Annotated in this window: 18 protein-coding genes and 2 pseudogenes; 13 read left to right on the forward strand and 7 right to left on the reverse strand. The window is 54.5% G+C overall.

Annotation, left to right across the window (positions count from 1 at the left end):
• Positions 1 to 61 precede the first annotated feature (61 nt).
• Positions 62 to 778 (forward strand): ISAs1 family transposase, encoded by a 717-nt coding sequence (locus KRAC_RS78165; protein ID WP_040442128.1) that lies wholly within the window; start codon positions 62 to 64, stop codon positions 776 to 778.
• A complete protein-coding gene (locus KRAC_RS78170) occupies positions 717 to 1,262 on the forward strand; it encodes an ISAs1 family transposase (protein ID WP_052568076.1) in 546 nt (181 codons plus the stop codon). The genes KRAC_RS78165 and KRAC_RS78170 overlap by 62 nt, the downstream gene beginning before the upstream one ends.
• Before the next feature lie 167 nt (positions 1,263 to 1,429).
• On the opposite strand, the pseudogene KRAC_RS65525 reads toward KRAC_RS78170, so the two are convergent.
• Together KRAC_RS65525 and KRAC_RS08015 are read right to left on the reverse strand one after the other, a co-directional pair.
• Positions 1,430 to 2,220, reverse strand: a pseudogene (locus KRAC_RS65525) (RNA-guided endonuclease InsQ/TnpB family protein); the annotation flags it as partial.
• A gap of 1,312 nt (positions 2,221 to 3,532) precedes the next feature.
• Positions 3,533 to 3,907 (reverse strand): annotated as a pseudogene (locus KRAC_RS08015) (RNA-guided endonuclease InsQ/TnpB family protein); the annotation flags it as partial.
• 355 nt (positions 3,908 to 4,262) lie between these two features.
• Between KRAC_RS08015 and rnc the strand changes: the two are divergent.
• Together rnc and rpoN are read left to right on the forward strand one after the other, a co-directional pair.
• Entirely contained in the window at positions 4,263 to 4,946 is a 684-nt protein-coding gene (rnc, locus tag KRAC_RS08020) for a ribonuclease III (protein WP_007905931.1), read from the forward strand.
• A gap of 104 nt (positions 4,947 to 5,050) precedes the next feature.
• Positions 5,051 to 6,535, forward strand: a complete 1,485-nt coding sequence (rpoN, locus tag KRAC_RS08025; protein ID WP_007905932.1) for an RNA polymerase factor sigma-54 — start codon at positions 5,051 to 5,053, stop codon at positions 6,533 to 6,535.
• A 39-nt stretch (positions 6,536 to 6,574) separates the two neighbouring features.
• On the opposite strand, the gene KRAC_RS08030 is transcribed toward rpoN, so the two are convergent.
• On the reverse strand, positions 6,575 to 8,554 hold the full coding sequence (locus tag KRAC_RS08030; protein WP_007905934.1) for an Rqc2 family fibronectin-binding protein: 1,980 nt from the start codon (positions 8,552 to 8,554) through the stop codon (positions 6,575 to 6,577).
• 346 nt (positions 8,555 to 8,900) lie between these two features.
• On the opposite strand from KRAC_RS08030, the gene gmk reads away from it, so the two are divergent.
• Together gmk and glpX are read left to right on the forward strand one after the other, a co-directional pair.
• Positions 8,901 to 9,557, forward strand: a complete 657-nt coding sequence (gmk, locus tag KRAC_RS08035) for a guanylate kinase (RefSeq protein ID WP_007905935.1) — start codon at positions 8,901 to 8,903, stop codon at positions 9,555 to 9,557.
• A gap of 26 nt (positions 9,558 to 9,583) precedes the next feature.
• Positions 9,584 to 10,579, forward strand: coding sequence for a class II fructose-bisphosphatase (glpX, locus tag KRAC_RS08040; RefSeq protein ID WP_007905936.1), 996 nt, complete (start codon positions 9,584 to 9,586; stop codon positions 10,577 to 10,579).
• Between the two features lie 66 nt (positions 10,580 to 10,645).
• Here glpX and KRAC_RS08045 read toward each other — a convergent pair whose 3' ends face one another.
• Both KRAC_RS08045 and topA read right to left on the reverse strand, forming a co-directional pair.
• Positions 10,646 to 11,731, reverse strand: coding sequence for an isocitrate/isopropylmalate dehydrogenase family protein (locus KRAC_RS08045; RefSeq protein ID WP_040443077.1), 1,086 nt, complete (start codon positions 11,729 to 11,731; stop codon positions 10,646 to 10,648).
• Positions 11,732 to 11,987: 256 nt separating this feature from the next.
• Positions 11,988 to 14,423, reverse strand: a complete 2,436-nt coding sequence (gene topA, locus KRAC_RS08050) for a type I DNA topoisomerase (RefSeq protein ID WP_007905942.1) — start codon at positions 14,421 to 14,423, stop codon at positions 11,988 to 11,990.
• A gap of 303 nt (positions 14,424 to 14,726) precedes the next feature.
• Here topA and KRAC_RS61075 point away from each other — a divergent pair, with 303 nt between their 5' ends.
• The 3 genes from KRAC_RS61075 to KRAC_RS08065 are packed head-to-tail and all read left to right on the forward strand — an operon-like array spanning position 14,727 to position 18,148.
• Positions 14,727 to 16,538, forward strand: coding sequence for a Mur ligase family protein (locus KRAC_RS61075; protein WP_007905943.1), 1,812 nt, complete (start codon positions 14,727 to 14,729; stop codon positions 16,536 to 16,538).
• A complete protein-coding gene (locus KRAC_RS08060) occupies positions 16,535 to 17,470 on the forward strand; it encodes a type 1 glutamine amidotransferase (RefSeq protein WP_007905945.1) in 936 nt (311 codons plus the stop codon). Before KRAC_RS61075 ends, KRAC_RS08060 begins: the two co-directional genes overlap by 4 nt.
• Before the next feature lie 30 nt (positions 17,471 to 17,500).
• The gene (locus KRAC_RS08065) at positions 17,501 to 18,148 is read left to right on the forward strand and encodes a ClpX C4-type zinc finger protein (RefSeq protein ID WP_007905948.1); all 648 of its coding nucleotides are present in this window, start codon (positions 17,501 to 17,503) and stop codon (positions 18,146 to 18,148) included.
• 164 nt (positions 18,149 to 18,312) lie between these two features.
• Here the strand turns inward: KRAC_RS08065 and hpf are convergent, their stop codons facing one another.
• Entirely contained in the window at positions 18,313 to 18,948 is a 636-nt protein-coding gene (gene hpf / locus KRAC_RS08070; protein WP_007905950.1) for a ribosome hibernation-promoting factor, HPF/YfiA family, read from the reverse strand.
• Positions 18,949 to 19,526: 578 nt separating this feature from the next.
• Here hpf and KRAC_RS08075 point away from each other — a divergent pair.
• Both KRAC_RS08075 and nrdR read left to right on the forward strand, forming a co-directional pair.
• Positions 19,527 to 19,793, forward strand: coding sequence for a DUF6788 family protein (locus KRAC_RS08075; protein ID WP_007905953.1), 267 nt, complete (start codon positions 19,527 to 19,529; stop codon positions 19,791 to 19,793).
• 86 nt (positions 19,794 to 19,879) lie between these two features.
• Positions 19,880 to 20,371, forward strand: coding sequence for a transcriptional regulator NrdR (gene nrdR / locus KRAC_RS08080; RefSeq protein ID WP_007905955.1), 492 nt, complete (start codon positions 19,880 to 19,882; stop codon positions 20,369 to 20,371).
• Between the two features lie 97 nt (positions 20,372 to 20,468).
• Here nrdR and KRAC_RS08085 read toward each other — a convergent pair whose 3' ends face one another.
• Positions 20,469 to 20,897 (reverse strand): Crp/Fnr family transcriptional regulator, encoded by a 429-nt coding sequence (locus tag KRAC_RS08085; protein WP_007905959.1) that lies wholly within the window; start codon positions 20,895 to 20,897, stop codon positions 20,469 to 20,471.
• Positions 20,898 to 21,135: 238 nt separating this feature from the next.
• Between KRAC_RS08085 and KRAC_RS08090 the strand changes: the two genes are divergently transcribed.
• Together KRAC_RS08090 and KRAC_RS08095 are read left to right on the forward strand one after the other, a co-directional pair.
• Positions 21,136 to 23,379: a tetratricopeptide repeat protein gene (locus KRAC_RS08090; RefSeq protein WP_007905961.1), complete on the forward strand. Its 2,244-nt coding sequence runs from the start codon at positions 21,136 to 21,138 to the stop codon at positions 23,377 to 23,379.
• A 151-nt stretch (positions 23,380 to 23,530) separates the two neighbouring features.
• Positions 23,531 to 24,298: a hypothetical protein gene (locus KRAC_RS08095; RefSeq protein ID WP_007905964.1), complete on the forward strand. Its 768-nt coding sequence runs from the start codon at positions 23,531 to 23,533 to the stop codon at positions 24,296 to 24,298.
• The last annotated feature ends 114 nt before the right edge of the window (positions 24,299 to 24,412 follow it).

A 24,412-nucleotide genomic window follows, 5' to 3' on the forward strand; every position in this document is an offset into this window, starting at 1 on the left:
AAGAGTCAATCCAGTAGAATGCATGACATCAAAAAACACAGCATTCAAGGAGTGACTCAGCATGGACTATACAACATTGCTGGAAGAAAACAAGGGGGAGCCCGTCTGCTCGTCGAGACAGATGCAATCCCTGTATCAGGTTTGTCACCATCCGAGAGACGGAAGAAAAGCACGAGGAAGGCAATATGACCTCGCGGGGGTGCTGCTGGTGGTCGTCCTGGCAAAATTGGCGGGGATGAGCAGCCTGCTAGCAGCAAGTGAATGGGCAAAGGATCAGGAAAAGGTCATCCGCGCGAATGTGAACCTTTCCTGGAAACGGATGCCTTGTGCCAATACCTACAGCTACGTCCTGGCACGCTTAGACAGTCAACAGGTCAATGCTCATCTGGCCGCGTGGTTTGTGCGCCAGATGAGCCACCAGCGAGAAGGAGAGCCAGACGACCAGCACGTCCATCTGGCCATTGATGGCAAAGCGCTCAAAAGCACTGGGGAGCAGGCATATGGAGGAGAGCATCCCCAACAACATCTTCTGCATATTTATGAAGCAGAAACGGGTGTGGTCCTCCAGCAGATCCCCATTGGCTCTAAGACGAATGAGGTTGGCGCGCTCAAACCGTTTCTGACCGAGGTGACATGTAAGGGGCGAGTGATCACCGTTGATGCGGCGCAAAGCTATCACGAGATGACTCGGCTGGTGCGCACGAGCTGGAGGGGAGGTGATTCTCATCATCAAGGACAATACACCTGTTGCTCGCGCGGACCTCGAACTGTTTTTTGAAGACCCGCAAGCAGATCAGAGCACCTGGCAATCGTATACTCAGCTTGACAAGGGCCATGGTCGTCTGGAACGTCGCTCGATTATGAGCAGTCCCGATCTCAATGGCTTGTTCTTCAAGGATTGGGGCGAGATTGGACAGGTCTTTCGCTTACAGCGCGAACGAACGATCAAAGGGAAGCACAGTTGCGAGGTTCGCTACGGGTTAACAACGCTTTCTCTGAGGCATTGTCCTCCAGAACGTCTTCTGCACTACCTTCGAGCACACTGGAAGGTGGAGAATCATCTCCACTGGCATCGAGATGCCACCCTTGGGGAGGACCGTTGCCGAGTCCGCTTCATTCCGGTGATGGAAATGCTGGCCGTGCTCAATAACGTGGTTCTTTCTCTCATGCACCTGCACCGGGTTTCCACCGTCGCTCGCCAGCTTCGTCGTTTTGCCTCTCATCCAGAGGAGGCTCTTGCTTGGTTGCTTCAGGACTTTTGAGAAACCCTGGAGCACGACTTGCTTGCCATGGGAATATCAGTCACATGGACAGGTGGATACAAAGCTGCTCCGATTTTCATATGCAAACGTATGCAAGCACACATTCACACCGAATTTCGTTGTTCCTGTTTCATCCGTAGGTGCCTCCGGGCCGAAGCCTTTTGGTCTTACCCCGCGTCCGCAGGCAAGTTTGCGTCTTCGTCCGAGCCAGTACCGGAGACGGCTTGATCCATCAGCCCGATCAAGCGAAGGGCTTCCCGTAACACATTCTGACCTGCGTTGTGATCTCGATCCTGCGGAAACTGATCATACGGGCAAGCAGGATTCTGACACACAAAGATGCGATCCTTGAGCGTCATCGCTTCCCACGTCCAACCGCAGCAATGACAGGTCTTGACTTCCAGGAAAGAAACGGTCCACCTTGATCACCTCTCCCCCACGTTGCGCCACTTTTGCCTCGAGCAGACGTCTGAGGGTGCCGAGCGAGGCATCGGCGAACGAGCGAGCGAGACGGCGATTCTTGAGGAGTCCCTTGAGGTGGAGATCTTCCACCCCGATGATCCCGTAACTGTCGGCTAGTTTGGTTGTGAGCTTCTGAAGGACATCCTGGCACAGGCAGGTGATGCGATAATGCAGACGTGCGACCTGTCGGCGCGCTTTCTCCCGATTCGCGGGATCCCAGTTTTCGGCGGTGCAGCCGTTTGTTGGCCTGACGCAATTTCTTGAGGGTGGTTTTGAGGAAGGCTTGGTTTTCGACTTCCTCTCCTGTACTCAAGGTGGCTAGGCGGTTCAGCCCCACATCGATACCCACGGCGGCTGGTTTCTTCACCGCGATGCTATCAGGGATCTCGACCTGGATGGACACAAACCACCACTCGGCTGTTTTGGTGATGCGTGCCCCCTTCACGCGGCCCGCAAACCGGAGCTTCTCGGCCATATTCACCCAGCCGAGCTTGGGGTTGGGTAGGCCGCGGGCGAGGTATTGCCTTGTGGCAGCCCTTTTCCCTCGGCCCCCCACCGAACCGGACATGCCCGTTTCCGTAGCATCCGGCTCTCCAGCTTCTGGGAGTTTTCAGGTTTGGCTCTTCGCATTTCGCGTCCCTTGCCTTTCCGCTCCCATATAACCTGTTGCCCTTCCCCATGTCTCGGACATTACTCCAAGCCTTTGAGGTAGGGTAAGAGGCCAAGTCCCGATTACTCGGGAGCATCAACCCCTCCCCTCCGAACTTAACGTGCACCCTTTCGATGCATTAAGCTCTCCAGAGGCCCGTGTCTTTTCAACACCGCTCCCATAGCGGTCTTATGACACATCCATGTCAACCGCCACTTTTGAGTCTGGCCTCCTGCGACCCTTTGTCTCCCACATGGGGAAACTCCTATGGCCGCTCCGTTACCCTGCTCCTTACGGAGTTTAGGCAATCCCTCAGTTCCATCAAATGTCTCAGTCTGTACGTAGGTGCCCATTTCGTCATTTCCCTCTCCGTGAGGGCTGGCTCCAACGAGAGCTTGCAGAGAAAATAGTACCGTTCCCCTGCACGTTGGACACAGGCGATTATCCCGTTCCTGTGGGCTGCCGCATTTCCGCCGTGACTTGGATTCAGCCAATCAAGACTTCACCATATACAGCTTCACTTGACTTCCCTCTGGCTCCTGGGACTGGAGCTTCACCAGCATTTTGCACGACATGCTATTTTCCCCTCACGCCTTTCGGGTGAAGGTGTCCCCGCTCTCGTAAGAGAGCGAGTAAGTCGCTGTGTTACTCACCTTGCTCTAGTGAGCTTACCCCGACGGGTAAGAGAGACATTTGTGACACAAAGGCGCACTACTATGGCAACTCCGTCGCCATGAGACTCGCGTCTTTTAGGCGATCCCGCTTTTGCGCAAAGAGAACGTTGAGTGTGTTTAGGTGCCCGTTTGTTTCCTATCGGGTTCATTACCCGCTGCTCACTGGAGAGAGTGTTTCCATCATCTGGATCCCCTATGATGTATTCTCAGTGTCATCCCTTTGGGCATGGTGGGATGGATGCGCATTTCATCACACGGAAACGTAGGTTCAACAATTGGCCAGTTTCACCTCTCCCCCTAGTGGGGCTTCATGCACACAGGACTTGCGAGACTCTATCATACATGCCTTCTGATATTTCTCGCTTTATGAGCATGCTACAGTTGCCTTTGGGTTTCCCCTCCGGGTTAGCTCTTGTCCTAGAGGTTTTCACTCTCGACCTCTCCTGTCTGTGACAGGTATTACTCTCTGCACCGACACGGCGCACGATCCACATGCGGTGATCTCCCAACTCGAATTGATCGTTGGCGAGGTAGAAACTCGGCGTACTGCGCTTCTTGCTTTTGAACTTCGGGCGGCGTGCACGGCCCTCAAAGAACGCGGTAAACGCCTTGCCCAAATCGAGAAAGGGCTGATCAGAGGCGTTCTTGGTGACCTCCCAGGTCCAGGGGAATTGCTCCCGCCTGATCTCGTTAAACTGCTTCTTGAGCTTGAAGGCGGTGGGGGTTCCCCCGGCCTCATATTGGCGGTTCCACTCAGCCAATGCCCAGTTCCAGACAAAGCGTGCGGTCCCGGCGGCTTTGGCAAAGTACACCGCCTGTTCCGCTGTGGGATGGAGTCTGATCTTATGCGCCTTGATCATCCCTCACATCCTTTCACAGAACCGCTGCTCGAAGAAGGTTGTTGTTTAAAACATATGTTCCATAACTACATCTTAACCTATTTTCCTCGCTTTTTCAATACTGTTGAAACCTTTTTTCAGAAGGCAAAGAAGCCTTACGACAAGTATAGTTAAGATGACGACCATGGGGATAGCGTGCCTTGAACAGCATTGCGAACTGGCACAAAACGCGCTAAAATGTCAGCGGTGAATAACTTATTATATATAGGGGCCCGGATATCGTTGTCCCTGGTCCCCAAAGTTTCATTCTGGCACATCGTCGCGATACTGATACAAAAGTGCATGATGAGGCTCAAGTGTTGCTAGAGGTATATGAATGCACGAAGAGTTGGAAGCTATTCTCGATATACAATTTCATAATCCCAATCTGCTCACCCTTGCCCTCACCCACCGCTCCTATATTTATGAGGCAGCGGGCGAAGGGAGAAGCTCAAATGAACGCCTGGAGTTTCTGGGAGACTCCATTCTCGCTCTCATTAGTGCGGACTTTCTCTACCGCACATTTCCCGACCTGGCGGAGGGCGAATTGACCGATGCCCGTGCAGTCCTGGTGCGCACCGAGACGCTGGCGAACTTTGCGCGCGATATTAACCTGAGCAATTTCCTGCTTATGGGCAAAGGGGAGCAACATAGCGGTGGAGGTCAACGCGTCCTTGCCTCAGCGTTCGAGGCCCTACTAGGCGCGATCTATCTCGATCAGGGATTGGATGCAGTGCAGACATTCCTCCTCAAACGCCTTGAACCTCTGGCTCACACTATCGTCAGGAATCGCCTCTTTAAGGATAATAAGTCGCTCTTTCAAGAACTCGCGCAGGCTCACGACGGTATTACCCCATCCTACCGCCTTGTCAATCAGGAAGGCCCTTCCCACAACCGCGAGTTTACCATCGAGGTACTCCTTGGTGAACAGGTCGCGGGACGAGGCCAGGGGCGCAATAAGCAATCTGCGGAACAAGAGGCCGCACGCCAGGCTTTACTCAGCCGGGGATGGATCTCATAGCGAAATAACCAGTCAGTCCGTTACCCATCCAGGACGCAATGAAGCGCAGAGGTACGTGCTATGTCCCGTCCGTCGCCGGACCAAGAGGGGAAGTAGGGCAGAGTATGCGACTAGAGCCGACACCCAGGCCAGAACAGGTCGTCCGCGTCAACGCAAAGCTCATCACATCCAGCACAATTTTACATTTCTCTTCTGAAGAGCTTGAACATGCAGTCAGTCAGGAACAGGCAGAGAATCCCGCACTCTCGGTGAAAGAACAACGCATCTGCCTCTCCTGTGGCACCCCCCTGTATAGCCAGTATGGGCAGGTATGCGCAGCGTGTGGCAACTTCATACAACAGGAGCAACCCTCCACCACGACCGAGGGACCTCTCCTTTCGCCCGAGGGAGCCCACTGGAATTATCAACAACATACCTTCTTTGATATTGATAACTACGGCTTCGTGGCCATTGATGACGAGGACGCCTTTGATCCCATGGCAAGGATCGCGACCAATGAATCCCTGAGCGAGACCCTCCTGCAACAGCTAGAGGCGCTGATCGCGCCCGAGGATGCCTTAATCGCCGAGCAACTTGTTGGCAATCTGAATGAGCGAGGCTACCTGGAGGTCTCCATTGAGGAGATCGCGACCTATCTCGAAGTGCCTGTAGCGCGCGTGAGTTATGTCCTCAAACAACTCCAGATGCTTGAACCGCTGGGAATTGGGGCCCGCGATCTACGCGAATGCCTTCTCCTACAACTGGAGGCCCTGGCAGAGGTCGATGATGCACCCGCCCTGACCCAGACGCTGATCACCCACTATCTTGACCAACTGGCCCATAACCAGTTTCACGAGATTGCGCGTCAGCTCAAGGTTCCCGAGGAGAGTATCAAAGAGGCCTATCACTATATCCGCACCACACTCCACCCCTATCCAGCACAGACCTATAGCGTGACCCAAAGCTATGGACGCTCAGGTCATGGCACAAGTTATATTCGTCCCGACATCATCATTCGCCAGGGAGAGAACGGTCTTGAAATAGAGCTGGTGGAAGAGAGACGCTACCACTTCTCGATTGGCTCACGCTATCCCCTCCCAACCAGCGAGGCCCCCAGCAACGATGTGCAACGCGATGTGCAACGCTACATACACTACCATAACGACCGCGCAAAGTTCTTTATTGACTGCGTCCAACGCCGCTGGCAAACGTTGCGTCGCGTCTCCGAGCTGGTCGTCAACTACCAGCGCGAATTTATCGAGAAAGGGGTGCGCTACCTCCGGCCACTCACACGCGCAGAGGTCGCGACGCGCTTAAGCCTTGATGAGGGCACCGTCAGCCGCGCGACAGCTAATAAATACGCCCTGCTCCCTAATGGGCGTCTGCTCCCCATGGCAGACTTTTTCGATGGCTCGCTTGGAGTCAAGGACATGTTACGCGAACTGATTCTCTCTGAGGAGGCGCGCCACCGCTATAGCGACGATGAACTAGCCCGCTTGATGACCGCCCAGGGTGTTCCCATGGCCCGGCGTACCGTAACCAAGTATCGCGAGGAGATGGGTATAGGCTCCTCACGAGAGCGCAATCGTGCTCCCGTGAAGAACCTATGAATGCCGGGTTCCTGAAGGCGTTTGCATGTGGCGCTCTCGTTACTTCGCGCGTTCAAGCAATCCCTGAGCGCTTTCAGGATCGACGTAGAGCGTTCGCTCACGCTCATAGACAACCATGCCGGGGCCACCACCCTTCATATGGCGCACGTGGCGCTGCAAAGTGTAGTCGACCGGGGCATTGGTAATACCACGCGCCTGGCTATAATACGCCGCCAGGCTCGCGGCCTGGTCAATCGTGCTGCGTGGAATCTCACGCCCGGCCGCTTTGACAATGACGTGCGCCCCCGGCACACCACGCGCGTGCAGCCAGACATCATTGCCGCTCGCCTGGTGGAAGGTGACCTCCTCGTTCTGGCGGCTGTTCTTCCCAACCAGGAGCGTAAAGCCTTCGTGACTCTGAAAGGAGAGCGGCACACCACCACCGGGCGCGGCCGCCTTTCCTTTGGCACCTTTGCCTCCCTTGGCAGTCTTGCCCTTCTTCGCCGCCTTCAAGGCCTTCTTGTCCAGGGCAGCTTTTCCACGGATGTAGCCCGCCGCCTGGACCACTGCCTTCACCAGGGCCACCTCGGCGGGCGTTTCAGCCAGCGAGAGATCCAGCAAAAGCTGTTCGATGGTCGCCAACTCAGCGTTGTTCTGCTCGATCTGATCCGGCAGGAGTTCCAGGGCGCGTCGGAGTTTGTGATACTTGTTGAAGAGGCGGTTGGCGTTACCTACAGCATCAAAACGGGGGTCCAGGGTCATACTCACCCTGGGTACAATCCCGCTCTCATCCTCTTCAAAATAGTTCTCCAGCTCGACATTCACCTGGCCCTGCACCACCTCGTGCTGGTGCGCCAGCAACAATTCACCCTGGAGGCGATAGCGCGCCGCCTCTTCGGAGGAGGCCATCTCCTGGCGTAGGAGTTCGGCCTTACGCACACAGCGATCACGCTGCGTCTGGAGTATCTTGCGCACCGGTGAGCGAACCCCGTCCATGGCATCCCGCCACTCGGCGCGCGCGAAATAGTCGTCCAGTACGACATTGATCGAGGGCGACGAGCGGAAGGTGACATCGTCACGGGCTGCGTATTGCTCCAGTTGATAGGCGGCAAAAGCCAGGACCTCTTCGCGGGCCTCCAGCCCCTCGCCTGCCTTCTCACGCACCACCAGTTGCGGCTGCCACTGATGGCTTTCATAGAGCGAGAAGAGATCACGAATGACCCAGGCCAGTTCCTCCCAGGTTGCCTCACTGGCCTCTTCGACCGGCAGCTCGGCGTTCTCTGTCGCCCGGTAGACCATTTCGCGGGCTAGCAGCGGGCTACATCCCTCCAGGTGGCGCGTCAGCAATTGCCAGAGTGTAGCCTTCGCCGGCCCCTTCTTACGCTTCTTCTGCGACTCTGTACTCGCCTCTTCTGGCTGTTCAGCGGCACAGATCGCCAGTTGGGCCGCCGTCACGGTCAGAGGATCGAGGCGCGGCAACGTCTGGCCCGCCAGGGTGCGCTGCTGGGGTGGTGGGGCGACGTAGGGGACATTCGGCGTGATCACGCGATAGCGGTTCACCTCCGCGCTTACACGCTTGAGGCTACCCAGGATCATCCCCCCCTCGTCACAGAAGACAATGTTACTGATACGCCCCATAATCTCAATGATCAGGCGGAAACGTGTACGCTCCTCGCTCTCAGGCGAGCTGCGATAGCCCGCAATAATCTCAATCACGCGCTCGCCACGTGGCTGCTTGATCGCTTCAATACGTGCGCCTTCCAGGTATTTGCGTAGCAACATCACAAACGCAGGCGGCTCGCTGGCGATACGAGGGGGTTTACGCGCCGTGATATGCGCACGCGCCAGCTGGGGATGGGCAGAGAAATAGACCCAATAGTTGCGTCCACCTCCCTGCTCCTCCCCCTGGGGACGGGGGGCATAGCACTGCAACGCCAACGCATACTCAGTAGGCTGAATAATAGTATCGATACGCGCCCCCATCAGCAGCATACGCCACTCATCCGCGACGGCCGCCAGGGTCATGGCATCTACATGCATACGACGTTCCAATCTAGACTTTTGCTGCGCGTAAAAACAAGCAAGCAGCAATGGGCAGGCAAGCACATTTTTGCTTTGGTGCAGCCTGCTTCGTGTTGTACAATATCACTAAGCTCTTATTCCGATACCCAACGTCACTCACGTGACTAGCGCTTTGCGCTCAGGGTCTCGGATCAGTAGTATTGAGCGTTGCACTTTAGTGGTGATCGCCTCTTGCCGAATAGCTATTGTAGAGGGGTAGAGACACCACTGTCAAAATACGCTCGCTGATGCACCACAGTATAACAAAGTGTTGGCTGTTCGTACATCAACCCTCAAAACATCCAGATCTGCCGGGAAGAGAAACATGCATATTGAGACAGGTTCTACCGTACCTCAACCATCTGATAAATCACATCTCGATACCTCTCATAAACGTGGTCTTCTGTTTGTGCTTTCAGCCCCCTCAGGGACAGGAAAAGATACGGTTATTCAAGCGCTCAAAGCGCAAGGGATGGACTTTCACGTGGTGGCGTCCGTTACCACACGTGCCCCCCGCGTCGGGGAGAGTGAGGGCAACCCTTATCACTTTGTGAACCAAGACACATTTGATCAACTGGTAGCCAATGATGAATTACTTGAGTATGCTAACGTACATGGTAACTGGTACGGACAACCCAAGCAACAGATTCGCGACCATCTGAGTCAAGGGCGTGATGTCCTGCTCAAGATAGATGTTCAGGGAGCGGCAACCATTCGCCACAAGCTTTCTGAGGCAATCTTTCTATTTCTGGTTCCCGGCTCATTTGAAGAGCTTGCCTACCGCCTGACCAGGCGGCAGACAGAGACAGAGGATGAGAGACAACGTCGTCTTCTTGATGCTCAAACAGAACTGGCACAACGCGATCACTATGACTATGTCGTAGAGAACCGCCAGGGATATCTAGACAAAGCTGTCGAACAAGTACGCGCTATTATACTTGCTGAGCACTGTCGCACACAACCCAGATATGTCACACTTTAACACCTGACAATAGAAGGAGGATTGCATTGGAAGAACGTTTTGAACAGTCCGGGACACGCGAACGCAACCTGGGCATGGAATTGATACGTGTCACTGAAGCCGCTGCCCTGAGCGCTGGTCGCTGGATGGGTAAAGGCAATAAAGAGATGGTAGACCAGGCGGCCGTCGATGCCATGCGCCATGCCGTCGACGGCGTCGATATGGACGGCGTCGTCGTCATTGGCGAGGGCGAAAAAGACGAGGCCCCCATGCTCTACATCGGCGAGCACGTCGGCAATGGACATAAGCCTGAAGTAGATGTCGCCGTTGATCCCGTCGATGGCACGCGCCTACTGGCGCTCGGTTTGCCTGGCGCCCTGGCCGTGGTCGCGACAGCGGAACGTGGCACGATGTACTCTGCCCCTCCTGGAGTCTTCTACATGGAGAAGATCGCGGTCGGACCCGCCATGCGCAACGCTATCGACATCAATGCACCCGTCGCGGTCAACCTGGACAGGATCGCGCGCGCGAGAGAGGCACGCATCGACGACCTGACAGTGGCCATCCTGGACCGCCCACGTCACTCTGAGATTATTCGCCAGGTACGTGAAGTGGGGGCACGCATTCGCCTTATTGGTGATGGTGATGTCGCCGCCGCCATCCAGGCCGCGATGGAAGATTACCGCGGTATCGATGTCTTGCTGGGTATTGGTGGCGCGCCTGAAGCGGTTCTCGCCGCGGCTGCTATTAAATGTATCGGGGGCGAGATTCAGTGTAAGATCTGGCCACGCAACGACCAGGAGCGCGAGAAGCTCAAGGCCGATGGTATTGATCTCAGCCAGGTCTACCGCACTGATGACCTGGTCAAGGGCAACGACGTGGCCTTCGCGGCCACTGGCATTACCACTGGTGAACTGCTCGATGGCGTCCAGTATTTCGGCTGGGGCGCACGTACCTCCTCTGTGATGATGCGTTCCCGCTCTGGCACGGTTCGCTATATCCAGGCCCGCCACAAGTGGCGCAAATCCAGCCAGGCTCAGTAGGGTTGTTTGTGGGTGTGATGCGGGTTGGCGGCCTTCGGCCGCCAACCCGCATCACACCCACAGTCCCTATAAACGGCGCAAACGCTCAATGACTGCGTCGGCGACCTGTGATGTCCCCACCGCCGTGGGATCGTCTGGGCGCGGCTTGAGATCATAGGTCACATATTTCCCTTCCGCGATCACCTGCATTAAGGCCTTTTCCAGGCGCACAGCGGCTTCTTTCTCGCCCAGGTGCCGCAACATCATGACCCCGGAAAACATCATCGCCATCGGGTTGACCTTGTTCTGACCCGCGTACTTAGGCGCACTCCCATGTACCGGCTCAAACACCGCGTACTGGCTCCCAATATTCGCCCCAGGAGCCACTCCCAGGCCACCAATCAAGCCCGCAGAGAGATCTGAAATAATATCACCATACAGGTTAGGCAATACAAGCACATCGTACATCTCTGGCTTCTGTACCAACTGCATGCACATATTATCCACGATGCGATCCTCGTGCTGGATATCGGGATACTCCTTCGCGACCTCGTGAGCCGTCGCGAGAAAGAGGCCATCAGAGAGGCGCATAATGTTCGCCTTATGCACAATGGTGACCTTACGCCGGTCATTGGCACGCGCATAGTCGAAGGCGAAGCGCACAATGCGTCGCGTCGCCAGCACAGAGATATACTTGATGCTCAACGCGGAATGGGGATCGAGTTTCTGACCTGTGGTGCGCTCAATAAGCTCTAATAGTTCTTCCTGGTGCGATGTCCCACGCTGAAACTCAATACCCGCGTAGAGGTCCTCCGTATTCTCGCGTACAATGACGAGATCGATATTCTCATAGCGCGAGCGCAGGCCAGGATAGGTTTTGGCGGGTCGCAAGTTCGCGTAGAGATCTAGCTTCTTGCGCAACGTCACATTCGCGCTGCGTTGACCGCGCCCTACAGGGGTAGTGATTGGCCCCTTTAATCCCACCTTCGTCCGCTTAATCGATTCCAGCACATCATCAGGCAGAACCGTCCCCTGCTTCTCCAGCATCTCGCTTCCAGCCTGACGCACATCCCACTCAAATTCGATCCCGGTGGCTTCGAGCACGCGCCTTGTAGCTGTTGTAATTTCCGGACCAGTGCCATCCCCCGGTATCAAGGTTACGGTGTGCGGCATGGGCATGAATAGTCCTCCACAAAAATGCCATTCCTGAAAGGTGGAATCTTATCCCACAAAATATGTCAACTTTCTGTGATTATATCACTTTTACGCGATCTCTGGTATGAAAGGCAAAATGGCCATCAAGGCCCCACAAAAGTCATGCATACCCTGCTCGGGGGAAGGCTGACGAGTGCCATCCACACACCCATAAAAAAGAAAGCGCCCCCAGGAGCAGGCGGACACCTGCTCCTGGGGGCGTGGTATACATTGGCTACTCCGTGGGGAGGGTCGCTGTTTTTTTGCTGGCCGCCGTGGCACGCTTGGTCGTAGCACTCTTGGCAGCGGTTTTCCTGGTCGTGGCTTTCTTAGCCGGTGCTTTGGTGGTACTCGTCTTTTTGCTTGTGCTGGTGGCTTTCCTGGTGGTTGTCGCCGAGGTCTTTTTGCGCGTGGCGGTCTTGCCATTAGCGCTCGCCTGCGCCTCATCCTCAGTCGAGGCCGCACTGGCAGCCGATTTTTTACTCCGCGTCGCAGTCGTCTTTTTGGCGGCTGAGCCATCGGGTGTGGGCTGCTCCTCCGTCTTCCGCTGGGGCAGGATGACCTCGTTATAGCAGACAGGGTCCTGGCCAACCTTCGGTATTACCATCAGGCCACCGCAGTTGGGACAGGGATTAGGCGCGGGCTTCTCCCAGATGGCAAAATTACAGGTTGGGTAATTGTTGCATCCGTAGAAGAGCCGCTTGCGCTGCTTCGTCTTGCGCTCCACGATGTCGCCACCACACTGGGGACAGAGCGCCCCCGTCTTATTGACAAACGAGCGACGATAGCGACATTCAGGGAAACCAGAGCAAGAGATGAAGCGCCCGAAGCGCCCATTCCGGATGACGAGGTGACGTCCACAGTCGGGACAGAGTTCGTCCATCTCCTCAACCGGGGCCTGCACCCTGTCCATCTCCGCTTCGGCCTTTTCCATAGTGACCTTGAAGTCGCCATAGAAGTTGCGCAGGAACTCGATCCAGGAACGGCGTCCCTCCTCTACATCGTCGAGTTTACGCTCCATATCTGCGGTAAAGTTGGTATCGACAATGTCGGGGAAGTGTTTATTCATCACCTCATTGACCGTCGCACCTAACCAGGTCGGCATGAAGCGTCGCTGCTCTTGTTCCGCATAGCCACGATCCTGAAGCGTACTAATGATCGGGACATAGGTACTTGGACGCCCAATACCTTGCTCCTCAAGCTCTTTAATCAGGCTAGCTTCGGTAAAGCGGGGCGGGGGCTGTGTAAAGTGCTGCTCCGGCTTGAGCCCATGAAAATCCAGGTCCTCGCCAACCTTCATAGTTGGCAGGAGTCTCTCGTCCTCCTCGCGCGGCCAGACGGCGTAGAAGCCCGGGAATTTCAAGTTCGAACCCGTCGCGCGGAAGACGTACTGCCTGGCACCAATATCCGCACGCACGGTATCAAAGATGGCGGGAGCCATAAAGCTCGCGACAAAGCGGTTCCAGATCAGCGTATAGAGCTTATACTGCTCGGGCGAGAGGTAGGACTTCACGCTCTTTGGTGTCAGCGAGACATCGGTTGGGCGAATAGCTTCGTGCGCGTCCTGCGTTGTGGCCTTGGCCTTGCTGGTGCGCCCTCCACCTATATACTCCTGACCGTATTCCTGCGAGATAAAGCCCTTCACCATCTTCTGAGCCTCGTCAGAGATACGTGTCGAGTCGGTACGCATGTAGGTAATCAGACCCTGGTGCCCACGCTCGCCCAGTTCAATACCCTCATACAACTGCTGTGCCAGGCTCATAGTCCGCTTCGGCTTAAAGTAGAGGCGCGAAGAGGCATCCTGCTGCATGGTACTGGTCGTATAGGGGAAAGGTGGCTGGCGACGCTGCTCGCGCTCCTCATATTTCAGGACACTATAGGTCGCACCCTTGAGATCGGAGAGAATCGTATCGGCCTCCTCTTTAGAAGAGACCTTGATGCGGCCTTTCTTCCCGGCCTTGCTGCCACTGGCAGCGGCGGGACTCTCCTCGCCCTCAGCCGACGACTCAGAGGCATTCAAGGCCTCCAGGTCATTTAAGCGCGCGATCAATGACGCTTCGAAACGCTCGGAACGCTGCTGCTTACTGAGCGTCGCAATAATGCTCCAATACTCGTCAGGCACGAAAGCCTGAATCTCGGCCTCGCGATCACAGATCAAGCGCAGGGCGACTGACTGGACACGGCCAGCACTGGTACCAGACTGGACACGCCGCCAGAGCAGGGGACTAATTTTATACCCGACCAGGCGATCCAGCACGCGTCGCGCCTGCTGGGCATTAAACAGATCTTCATTAATGCGGCGTGGCTGCTTGATAGCTTCTTGCACAGCACGCTTGGTAATTTCATGGAAGACCGCACGATGAGGATTTTTCAAGCCCAATACATTTTGGAGTGACCAGGCAATAAACTCGCCTTCACGATCCGGGTCGGGCGCAAGGAACACTTCATCCGCGCGCTTGGAGGCCGCCTTAAGCTCATCGATCAGGCGGTCTTTTTTCTCGATCACCTCATACTTGGGCGTAAAGTCTTTGCGCGTATTAACTCCCAACCCCTTTTTCGGCAAATCAACAATATGGCCCATTGAGGCCCGGACCTCGAAGTCTCGCCCCAAGAATTTTTCAATAGTCTTTGCCTTGGCTGGCGACTCTACAATCACTAATTTCTTTGCCATCGACCTTATCCCCGACCTTCGTTATTTCTCAGCTTGACTACCATAAACCATGCACAACAATCTTCCTTCAGTCGAAACACGCAAATACCTGATGAATATTTCCAAAGCATAGAATAGCATAGTCTGACAAGTCGCTACCCTATACTAGCAAAATCGTCGGGTAACCGCAAAAATTTTCTTAAGAAGCATACCACACTCTGGCAAGAGGGCCATCTCTTGACCCCCACGGAACTTACATGCTATTCTGCATTCAGCCATACTATAAATAAGATACAATACACAGCGCTGACTCGGAGGGAGAATATGCGAAAGAATAAATCGTCTCAGCCAGTGGAACAGGAGCGGAACACATCGGAAAGAGAAGAGACCGCGAGTCACACATCGCTTACCCGGACCCGGCGTAACCTACAGAGTCAGCTATCAACCAGGTCTCAGGGTAAGCAGTTACGCGCAGGACTGGCCGTGGTCGCGGGCCGCACCGCGGGCGCCCTCAGTCGCCGTCTCCATGTTGGTGGAGGCACGAGCATTGTTGGCATCGTGGCTCAGCGCATGTATCCAGGTATTGTAGAACACCTGGCAACCCAGCTTGAACACGGCAGTATCATCGTCACTGGTACTAATGGTAAGACAACGACGAGTGGCTTCATCGCGAACATCATCCGCGATGCGGGCCTGCGCGTCTGGCATAATAAAGAAGGCTCCAACCTGATGCGCGGCATCGCCAGTTCCCTGGTCATCCGCGCCCTCCCGAGCGGAAAGCTCAAACGCTCTGGCAAGGCCATCTCCATCCTGGAGGTCGATGAGGCCACGCTCCCCCGGGTCACGCAGTCCATCACCCCGCGTGTACTCCTCTTTAACAACCTCTTTCGCGACCAACTGGACCGCTATGGCGAGGTTGACAGCATCTCCAGTCAGTGGCAGAAGACGCTGCAAAACCTGCCCACAAGTACCATCCTGGTCTTAAATGCCGACGACCCAACCACGGCGCAGTTGGGAAGAGATTTCGCGGGACAGGTCGTGTACTATGGCGTTGATGATCGCTCTCTGGACCTGAGCCACAAGCAGGAGGATGAACAACACCAGGTCATTGATAGCCGTACCTGCCCCCTGTGTGGCAAGGAATATATCTATGACGCGCGTTTCTATAGCCATATTGGGCACTACCATTGCCCTAATGGGGACTGGTCGCGTCCGCAGCCCCAGGTACGGGTCACAAAAATCCAGCCCGAAAGCTTCGACCGCCAGCGTTTACATATCGCCATTGGCGACACAGAACATGAACTTGTCGTGCCCTTGCCTGGGATTTACAATATCTATAACACGCTAGGCGCCATCGCAGTTGCCGAGGCCATCAACTTACCCTGGATACCTGTGCAAACGGGTATTGAACGCTTCAAGCCGGTCTTTGGACGGGGTGAAAGCATTGATGTCGAAGGACGCACCATTCGCTTGCTGCTTGCCAAAAATCCAACTGGCTTCAATGAGGTGCTGAGAACCCTCTTTAGTCCTACAAGAGAAGAGGAGCATACGGCACTTACTACTGAGGTAAGCATAACCCACGCCACACACGCAGGCGAAACAACAACGGGCATCACTGTTGAGTCCAGCCAGCCAGAGAAGCCAACCGAAGTGACTTCTTTACCAACTTCAGATAAGCGACATGTGTTCTTTGTGCTCAATGATAACACCGCGGACGGGCGAGATATTTCCTGGATCTGGGACGTAGATTTTGAGAGGGCTGTGGGCAATGTTGCCTCAGTCACCATTTCAGGGACGCGCGCACGCGATCTGATGCTCCGTCTCAAGTACGCTGGCATCGCCGAAACGCAGATGCGGCTTATTCCCTCCACGCCACTACGCGCGGAGCGGGAGAAACATATGTCCAGGCGCAGGCGCTCACGTGCGAAAGGACAAGCAGAAGGGAGCGAGAGTTACCCTGCTGGCCCCTCCACACGTGTCTATGGTGTTCAACAAGCGATACGCATTGCCCTGGAGCAAACACCCGAGAGGGAGACATTGTTTGTAGTTCCAACGTATACTGGGTTATTAGAAATTCATCGTCTTTTAGAAGAGCAGGGCCTCGCACCCCGCTACTGGGAAGGAAGAGACGCATGACGCACGCTTCCGTCAAGCCTCTCACGTTGACCCTCGGGCACCTCTATCCAGATCAATTGAATCTGTATGGTGACCGTGGCAATATTATGACGCTTCAACGCCGGTGCCAGGCTCGCGGCATTGAACTTCGTGTTGTTGGCCTGGGCATTGGAGATGCCCTGGCTCCCGATGAGTATGATATGCTCTTTATCGGGGGCGGGCAGGATAAAGAACAGGCGCCCGTTGCCCAGGATCTCTATGATCTCAAAGGCATCGGCTTATGGGCGGCCGTAGAAGATGATATGCCTGTTCTTGCGGTATGTGGCGGCTTTCAGCTGCTGGCGCACTACTATCGACCCGCGGAGGGACCAGACATGCGTGGGCTGGGCGTTTTTGATGCCTGGACCCTGCACAAGGGGAAACGCGTCCCTCGCTGTATTGGCGATATCGCTCTCAACTGGAATGGTTCCACACTGGTGGGCTTTGAGAATCATGGTGGTCGCACCTACCTGGGTACGGCCAAACCCCTGGGAAAAGTACTCAAAGGCTCCGGCAATAACGCCGAGGATCATACCGAGGGAGCCATTTACCGCAACGCTTATGGCACCTATCTGCATGGCTCACTCCTGCCCAAAAATCCGCACTTCGCGGACCATTTACTCTCACTGGCACTCAAACGTAAATATGGTGGCGAATATTACCGCGTTCTGGCCGAGGCTCCTCCCGCGAGCAATGGCTATTCGTCGGCAACTCTCCCTGAAAAGTCTGGAGAAACATCTGGAGAATCAATAATGGTGACGGCAGTTATGGAGGAGGAACCGCTCACGCCTCCCTCCTTCCAACTCGCACCATTGGATGATAGACTGGAGTGGGAAGCCCACGCCTATATTCTTGAGCGCCTTGGCCTGCATCATGCCGCCGCAGCCACCATACGCGCTCATATACAGGAGTAGGTGCTTCTCCTCGTCACTAAGGATGGAGTTATGAGCACAGATCGATCTCTGGCGCGTTGCTCATTTTGCGGACGCCATGCCTCAGAGGTAAAGCATCTTGTCGCAGGACCTGGAGCAGCCTACATCTGCGATGAATGCCTACAATTGTGTAATGAAATATTGAAAGACCCTGCTCCATTCTCGCCTCAAGCCCTGGAACTGGCCTCGCGCCCTCCAGTAGTCGTTGCTGCCCCGCAAACCATGCCCACTCCTGATAAGGAGAGCGCTCCACCTGCCCCCCAGCATAAGCCACATCGCGTCATCACGCTCGAAGTTGAGCAAAAGCAGCGGGGGATAACGCTGCTCCTCCAGCAGCTCTGCTATTATGCGCAACACTTTGAAATCCATTATCTCTGGATTCGCCCTCCATTCCCTGCTGGCTTCGCCTTTGTGCCACGCATCATCTTCTCGCTGCATGCCGACACTGGCGCGCAGTGGGCCGGAGATCGTGGGGGCATGATCGTGGCCCGCACAGACCTGGGCAATGATCCAGAGCATACCGTGTACCAGGGAAGTGCGCGCTTCCGCCCGCTCCCAGAGCCAGAGGTAAAGCAGTTACTTGTGCGAGCAGCCGATCCCCTTGGTCAATTCGAGACGCCAATCCTGCCTCCCTGGGAATTTGAAGTCCACATTCCCTAGAGGCCCGAAACGTCATGCGCTGCTAAATACAGGATGTGGGTGTGGTAAGGGGGCAATTGCCCCTCACCACACCCACATCCTTTGCTCTTGTAAGCGCCATAGGCGCGAAAACGTACGTTGAAAGTAGATTTTGTAAAGCCCTTGTATATGGCACTGACCAGCACTTATTCCATAGCTGGGATTAACAAGCCATAGCCGCCCTGCTCCAGGCGATACATCACATTAACGCTACTGGTCTCCTCATTATAAAACGGGTAGTACGAAGCGCCATCCTTCTCCATCAGCGCAATTACTTCTTTGTCGGTCATCGACCTGGTTGGTAGGCTCTTGATCTCAACAATTTTTGACCAGATCTGCTCGTTCTCTTGCTCCTCCATCATGCGCTGGTCAATAGCAGGTTCCTCTGTAGGAGAGTGTAGCTCCTCTTCAAGCGAAGAGAGCTGCCCGGTACGTGAAAGTTCAAGCGTCTTGATGCCCGGCGTCTGGTGCTGACGACGTCGCGTCAAGCGATCTTTTTCACGACCAAGTTGATACTCTATTTTATCTATAACAATATCGAGCGCTGCATTTGGGTTGGGGGCGCGTTCCTCGCTACGTGCGGCATGCACATGTCCATGTGCGGGAAGGGAGATTTGTACTGAGAAGCGATCCTGTGCGCTTTTGGTCTGCTCTTCCGCAACCGTAACTTGCACAAGTACGTCCTCATCAATTAAGCGGGAGAGGCGCTGAATTTTGCGCTCAATACGCTGGCGCAACTGTGAGGAGACGTGCATCTGTCGGCCTTTGATGATGATCTGCATAGTGTCCTTCCTCTTTCCGATCCTACAACACAACACAACAAACGGAACAGAAGATTCTCGCCGAAGGTAGATGTACAGACATATTATACATCATTTCCCAAAGAGAAAAGAAATATGTTGCAGCAAAATCACCAAGAAGCCTTTTAAAAAGCCAAACGTAGCTTTTCTCAATTCCGAGCGCCCCACAAGCACGAGAACTTCCGCTCACGCCCTCCCCTGGAGCAATGCTAAAAAAAATGTAACGAATACCTATAGGTTTTTAATATGTTTTCACTTTTCTCATGCTATAATTTGTTTTCATCACAGAACATTTGATGAACGATGTTTCATATTTGCACGGCACGAATTCATACAATGTTCAGGGCACAATGTTATTATATTAAAGACTTACATACACATTTGGCGATTTTTTCCGGAAACGTGGCAAAAGGTGTGCCATCATAGCGATGGTCTATGTGTCATGAAAGGAGAGGCGGCGCTCGTCCCAGCCAGATTGATAGACAACAATCAAGAGGAGGTGCCTCTCGTTTACGTGTGAGGGAGCGCCGGTGGCAGGAGATGAAGCGCCGCGTTGATCAATGAAAGATATACCAAGCAATCAGCATATTACCTATCAGTTGCAGTATCGTAAATGTGGCAAAGCTTCGTGCAGCACCTGTCGTAATGGCCCTGGTCATGGTCCCTACTGGTATGCCTACTGGCGTGAGGGCTCGCGCTTACGTTCAGGCTATGTGGGGAAGGTCCATCCTCAATTACAACAGCAGTCGCCTGCTCAACAGACTGAGTCAAGCGTGCCAAATGCGGACGCACGTCGGCAAAAACTGGCTACGGCCCGCTCTCGCTAAGGAATGTCTCCTAAGAATACCCTCCAATGCGCCAGGTTGTGATAAAATATGCCTATTACACACAAAATAGTATTGGAGGACATACCATGAAATGTCCTTATTGCGGATGTGGTGAATCTCGCGTAAAAGACTCTCGTGACATCGGTGACGCAATTCATCGACGCCGCGAATGCGAGCACTGCAAAGGGCGTTTCAGCACCTATGAGCGGGTTGAAAAAGTACCTTTGATGGTCATCAAACGCGATCAGCGACGTGAGGCATTCGACCGGCAAAAACTTTATGCAGGTCTGCGCAAAGCCTGTGAAAAACGACCGCTACCAGCTAGCGAAATAGAGAAAGCGGTCGAAGAAATTGAACAGGAACTTGATCGCTCCGGCAAACAAGAGGTTGCCAGTAGCGTTATCGGCGAACTGGTTATGGAGCACCTGCAACATCTCGATAAAATCGCATATATCCGCTTTGCCAGCGTCTATCGCTCATTTACCGATGTGGAAACAATGTTTGAAGAGATGCAAAAGCTGTTGTATCGCGACACAACCCCACAGACTGATACGCAGGATCAATCTCGACAAAAATAAGTTATAGAGTAAGGTGAAGTGATGCATCCAGGCAACCACAGGCTGCCTGGATGCATCACTTCACCTACTAAGAAATAGTTTGGCACAATGGCGTCACTTAATCGTGCTGGCGCGCCTCTGCCTTGCGCAGACGCCGACTGAGGACAGCCAACATCTTCAAGGCAATATCGGGATGTGAGCGTAAGATACCTCGGAACTCCCACACAGGCAATACAAGCACCGTCACATCCTCTGCCGCGACAACTGTTGCCGAGCGTGGCAATTCATCGAGAAGCGCCATCTCGCCCAGAACTTCGCCGACACCTGCGTTGCCAATAACTTCTTCGGCGCGGTCAGGATTGTTTGCCTGGCTGATGTGCACATTGCCTTGCGTCAGTACATACAGGGCAACCCCAGGATCACCTTGCGAAAATAATGTGGAACCCGCGCTAAATGTGCGCTCCTGGCAGTTCTTTGCAATCTCTTGCAACTCTTTCTTATTTAAAGTGGAAAAAAGGTCTACACGCGAGAGGATGTCTTCTTTCATGGTTTTACGGCTCCTTCGGCAACGTATTTGACCCGGTACATAAAAGACGGCTCAATGCTTGCCTGATTCTTTTACTATCGTAGCCGCTATTCTATCACATTCCCGCGCGCTGGTCACCTGCTTCATAGCTTTTTGACTTTTTGACTTTCTGGACCTCAGGCACTACAATGAATCTAGAAAAATAAGCCTATTCAATTTACTACATCCACTGACTCACCGTCTGAGGAATAGATATACAATGTCTACACAGGATACAGAGAAACAACTCAAGGATCGCCAACAGGCAGAAAAACGTCTGCAAGCAGGGCTGGAAGCATATAACGAAGGCAAACTTGACCAGGCCTCTGACGCCTTTGGCGACGCAGAGATACGCTTTCGCCTCCTTGGAGAGTTTAAACGCGCAGGCGATAGCCGCATGCTCATCGCCGAGGTACAGCGCGAAAACAATGCCCTGGAGCAGGCCATTACCAGCTATCAGCGCGCAATCAAATTTTATCGCGACTCAGGCCATCCGCTCAGCGAGGCTGGCGGTCTACTTGCTATCGGGCACCTCGAACGCCAGCTTGCACACCTGGATCGCGCTCAGGACACCTATCATAAGGCACAACAAATCTATCACGCTCATACATACCCTCAGGGGCTGGGCAACACCGAGCTAGCCCTTGGACACATCGAGCTCCAGCGCGGCAATAGCGCCTATGCCGCTGAACACTACCAGGATGCCGTCCACTATTACAAAGAGTCTAACGACCGCATCAATCTTGCAGATGCCAGTCGTAGCCTGGCGGATGTCCAGCGTATGCAGCGCAAATTTGATGAGGCACTGAAGGGCTATCAAGAGGCGCTGAACATCTACCAGAGCACCAATGACATCTTTGGTACCATTGATGCTCAACTCGGGCTGGCACGCATCTACCTGGAACGCGAAGAGCTTGAGACAGCCGCCAACCTGTTTGCTGAGGCCTACAAAACATCAAGCGCGCTTGAGTATGAGCTGGGCGAGGCCGACGCCGACCTGGGTCTGGCCGAGACGATGCTCCTGCGCAACGAGGTTGACCAGGCCTTAACAGGCGCACAGACCGCGCTCGATCTCTACACCAAACAGCACAACGCCCTGGGCAACGCCAATGCCAATCGTGTACTGGGCGAGGTAAATACCCGCCGTGGTCAGCTCACATTCGCCAATTCCCTGCTCGAACGCGCTGCCCGCACCTACAAAGCCATTGCGTACCGTGTGGGACAGGCCGAAACAACCACCAGCCTGGGTGAGGTGCAATATCGTCGTGGCTTCGCGGAAAGCGCGCTTACCACCTTCGACGATGCACGGGCGCAGGCCCATAAGTTGCAGAATGTGCTGGTCGAGGGGCGTGCCATTGTTGGTATCGCCAATACCTACCTGCACATGGGGAAGCTTCAACAGGCTCAGAGCGCCTATGCCGATGCCTCTAATCGTTGCGAAGAGATCGATCCGGTCGCCAGCGCAACACTGCGTGCCCAGATCGCAGTTGGAGAGGCCCAGATAGCGATCTATGGTGGTGATCTACACGAGGTCGAGCGTAGCCTGCAAAGGGCGCAGGAGGCCATACAACAAAATCTCCTGGCACAGCGTATTCAGCCTCAGGTCACATTGATTCAGGGGAAATATGCGCTGACGAGCGGCGACTTTGCCCAGGCCAGCGTGCTTTTCGAGCAGACCAAAACTCAGGCTCAGCATGTGCAGGAGCCGCTGGTAGCAGCCCGGTCCCTGCTTGGTCTAGGGCAAAAACAGTTGGCAGAGGCTGAGCTGGATGCCGCGACCGAGACGTTGCTCGCGGCTGGTCATCAGTTCCAGCTCCTGGAGAGCCTCGTCGGTGATGGCTCAGCGGTCCTTGGCCTGGCCCAGGTCAGCATCGCCAAATCCGCCTGGGATGAGGCCAGCGAAAATAGCGAGGCCGCGATCACGCGCTTCAAGCAGGCGGGACACACGCCAGGCCATGCCGATGCGCTCCTGAGTCGCGGCCTCGCCAGGCGCGGAAAAGACGAGCTAGACGAAGCACTCAGCGACTTTGAAGAGGCCCTGCGCCTGTACCACCAGACACGCCAGCCACTAGGCGTGGTCGACACGCGTTCGGCTCGCGCAAGCATCTACTTTAGACGTAACGAGTTCGACCGTGCTCGCGATGAAGAGAGTAAAGCGATCACCCAGGTTGAGCGAGTCATGAATACGTTGAGCAAGCCAGAGCATTGGAGCCTCTTCCTGCGACAATATGTCGATCTGTACGCGCTGACCGCGCTGACTGATGTGCGCCAGGATCACGACGAACAGGCGCGTATTCTCGTCGAAAACTTCGCGCGTATCGCGGGCAGTCAAGGGATCATCGAGCATCTCCAGGGCTTTGAAAGCGCTATTCCTACCAGCGGTGAGGATCTCACCAACGAGGAGATACAGGCCAATAAAGACCTGGTACGACGTATTGGGCAACTTTATAAGGGCCAGAAATAAAAAGTTTGTACAAAGAGGGCTGATCATGCGAAAATAGAGAGGCATCCTGTCACGACAGAACAGACGCTGGAAGTTGAACAGTTGATATAGAGGGGGGCAAGAAACATGCATCGACATGACGGATTGCCCTGTATTGGAGGAAATCATCGTTATGGCAATCCAATTCCTACGCGGTAATTCACAAGCACCCAAGGGGCATGCCATCTTTGTTGTTCGCAATCGCAACGATGCCAACAATGTCTTTTGCACCTATTGCATCGTACCCCCTATCCCTATGTCCATTGCGAAATATATTCCACCGTTGCTAGCGGCCCATCTCCCTACTGAGGAGTTGCAAGACAGTGACACAATTTCTGGCATGCCGATTCCTCCCATTCCGGAAGAGGGCCAGACCCTGGAATATATGCAGCTCCTGGCGGAGCACCGCGATGATGATCTCTGCGACATTGGTAGCGTCAGCTCCAGGGATGACATGGCGCGCATGAACCTGGCGGCCGAGGCATGTCAGGAATATGGGCAGATGTACACCTCGTACATTGCCACTATCCAGACCAGGAAACGCGAGGCGCAACGGTTTTCAGTAGAGAAACTGGATGCCGATTCCCTCGTCTTTCATGCCATGCCTGAAAGGCAGAAGTTGGCTGAGCTGGGCAAGCTCATTGGGACAGCCCGGTACGCCATCGAGGGGCATGATCAGCAACTCTTACGCGAGACAGAGCAACAGATGCAACGCATTGCGGGCACCCTGGCCGAGAAGTATCGTGGCTCTGAGCTAGTTACTGCGGCTATCTCGCCAAACGAGCGTGGCGCCAGGCTCTCTGGTCTCTACCTCAGTCGAGCATATAAACTCCTCGACGAGGAATACGCAGATATTCCCGGCATTGAGCGAGACATTCGTGAATTAAAGGACGCGGGCTAGCTTCTGGCAGCTCGCCTCCTGCCACACTACTCATACCCATAGCATTGCTCATGGGCTATGCTATGATGCAGGTATCATACCTAAGGTATCATACCTATCAAAATATATTTTCTT

Origin of the sequence: Ktedonobacter racemifer DSM 44963 (assembly GCF_000178855.1) — a bacterium.
In the GTDB taxonomy this organism is placed as follows: Bacteria; Chloroflexota; Ktedonobacteria; order Ktedonobacterales; family Ktedonobacteraceae; genus Ktedonobacter; species Ktedonobacter racemifer.

What these genes read in the sequence shown, in the direction of transcription:
- KRAC_RS78165 (WP_040442128.1), top strand. Translation starts at nt 62, where the DNA reads ATGGACTATACAACATTGCTGGAAGAAAACAAGGGGGAGCCCGTCTGC.
- KRAC_RS08060 (WP_007905945.1), top strand. Translation starts at nt 16,535, where the DNA reads ATGACGCACGCTTCCGTCAAGCCTCTCACGTTGACCCTCGGGCACCTC.
- KRAC_RS08090 (WP_007905961.1), top strand. Translation starts at nt 21,136, where the DNA reads ATGTCTACACAGGATACAGAGAAACAACTCAAGGATCGCCAACAGGCA.
- KRAC_RS08095 (WP_007905964.1), top strand. Translation starts at nt 23,531, where the DNA reads ATGGCAATCCAATTCCTACGCGGTAATTCACAAGCACCCAAGGGGCAT.
- KRAC_RS08085 (WP_007905959.1), bottom strand. Translation starts at nt 20,897, where the DNA reads ATGAAAGAAGACATCCTCTCGCGTGTAGACCTTTTTTCCACTTTAAAT.
- KRAC_RS08075 (WP_007905953.1), top strand. Translation starts at nt 19,527, where the DNA reads ATGAAAGATATACCAAGCAATCAGCATATTACCTATCAGTTGCAGTAT.
- topA (WP_007905942.1), bottom strand. Translation starts at nt 14,423, where the DNA reads ATGGCAAAGAAATTAGTGATTGTAGAGTCGCCAGCCAAGGCAAAGACT.
- gmk (WP_007905935.1), top strand. Translation starts at nt 8,901, where the DNA reads ATGCATATTGAGACAGGTTCTACCGTACCTCAACCATCTGATAAATCA.
- KRAC_RS08045 (WP_040443077.1), bottom strand. Translation starts at nt 11,731, where the DNA reads ATGCCGCACACCGTAACCTTGATACCGGGGGATGGCACTGGTCCGGAA.
- KRAC_RS08030 (WP_007905934.1), bottom strand. Translation starts at nt 8,554, where the DNA reads ATGCATGTAGATGCCATGACCCTGGCGGCCGTCGCGGATGAGTGGCGT.
- rnc (WP_007905931.1), top strand. Translation starts at nt 4,263, where the DNA reads ATGCACGAAGAGTTGGAAGCTATTCTCGATATACAATTTCATAATCCC.
- rpoN (WP_007905932.1), top strand. Translation starts at nt 5,051, where the DNA reads ATGCGACTAGAGCCGACACCCAGGCCAGAACAGGTCGTCCGCGTCAAC.
- nrdR (WP_007905955.1), top strand. Translation starts at nt 19,880, where the DNA reads ATGAAATGTCCTTATTGCGGATGTGGTGAATCTCGCGTAAAAGACTCT.
- hpf (WP_007905950.1), bottom strand. Translation starts at nt 18,948, where the DNA reads ATGCAGATCATCATCAAAGGCCGACAGATGCACGTCTCCTCACAGTTG.
- KRAC_RS61075 (WP_007905943.1), top strand. Translation starts at nt 14,727, where the DNA reads ATGCGAAAGAATAAATCGTCTCAGCCAGTGGAACAGGAGCGGAACACA.
- KRAC_RS08065 (WP_007905948.1), top strand. Translation starts at nt 17,501, where the DNA reads ATGAGCACAGATCGATCTCTGGCGCGTTGCTCATTTTGCGGACGCCAT.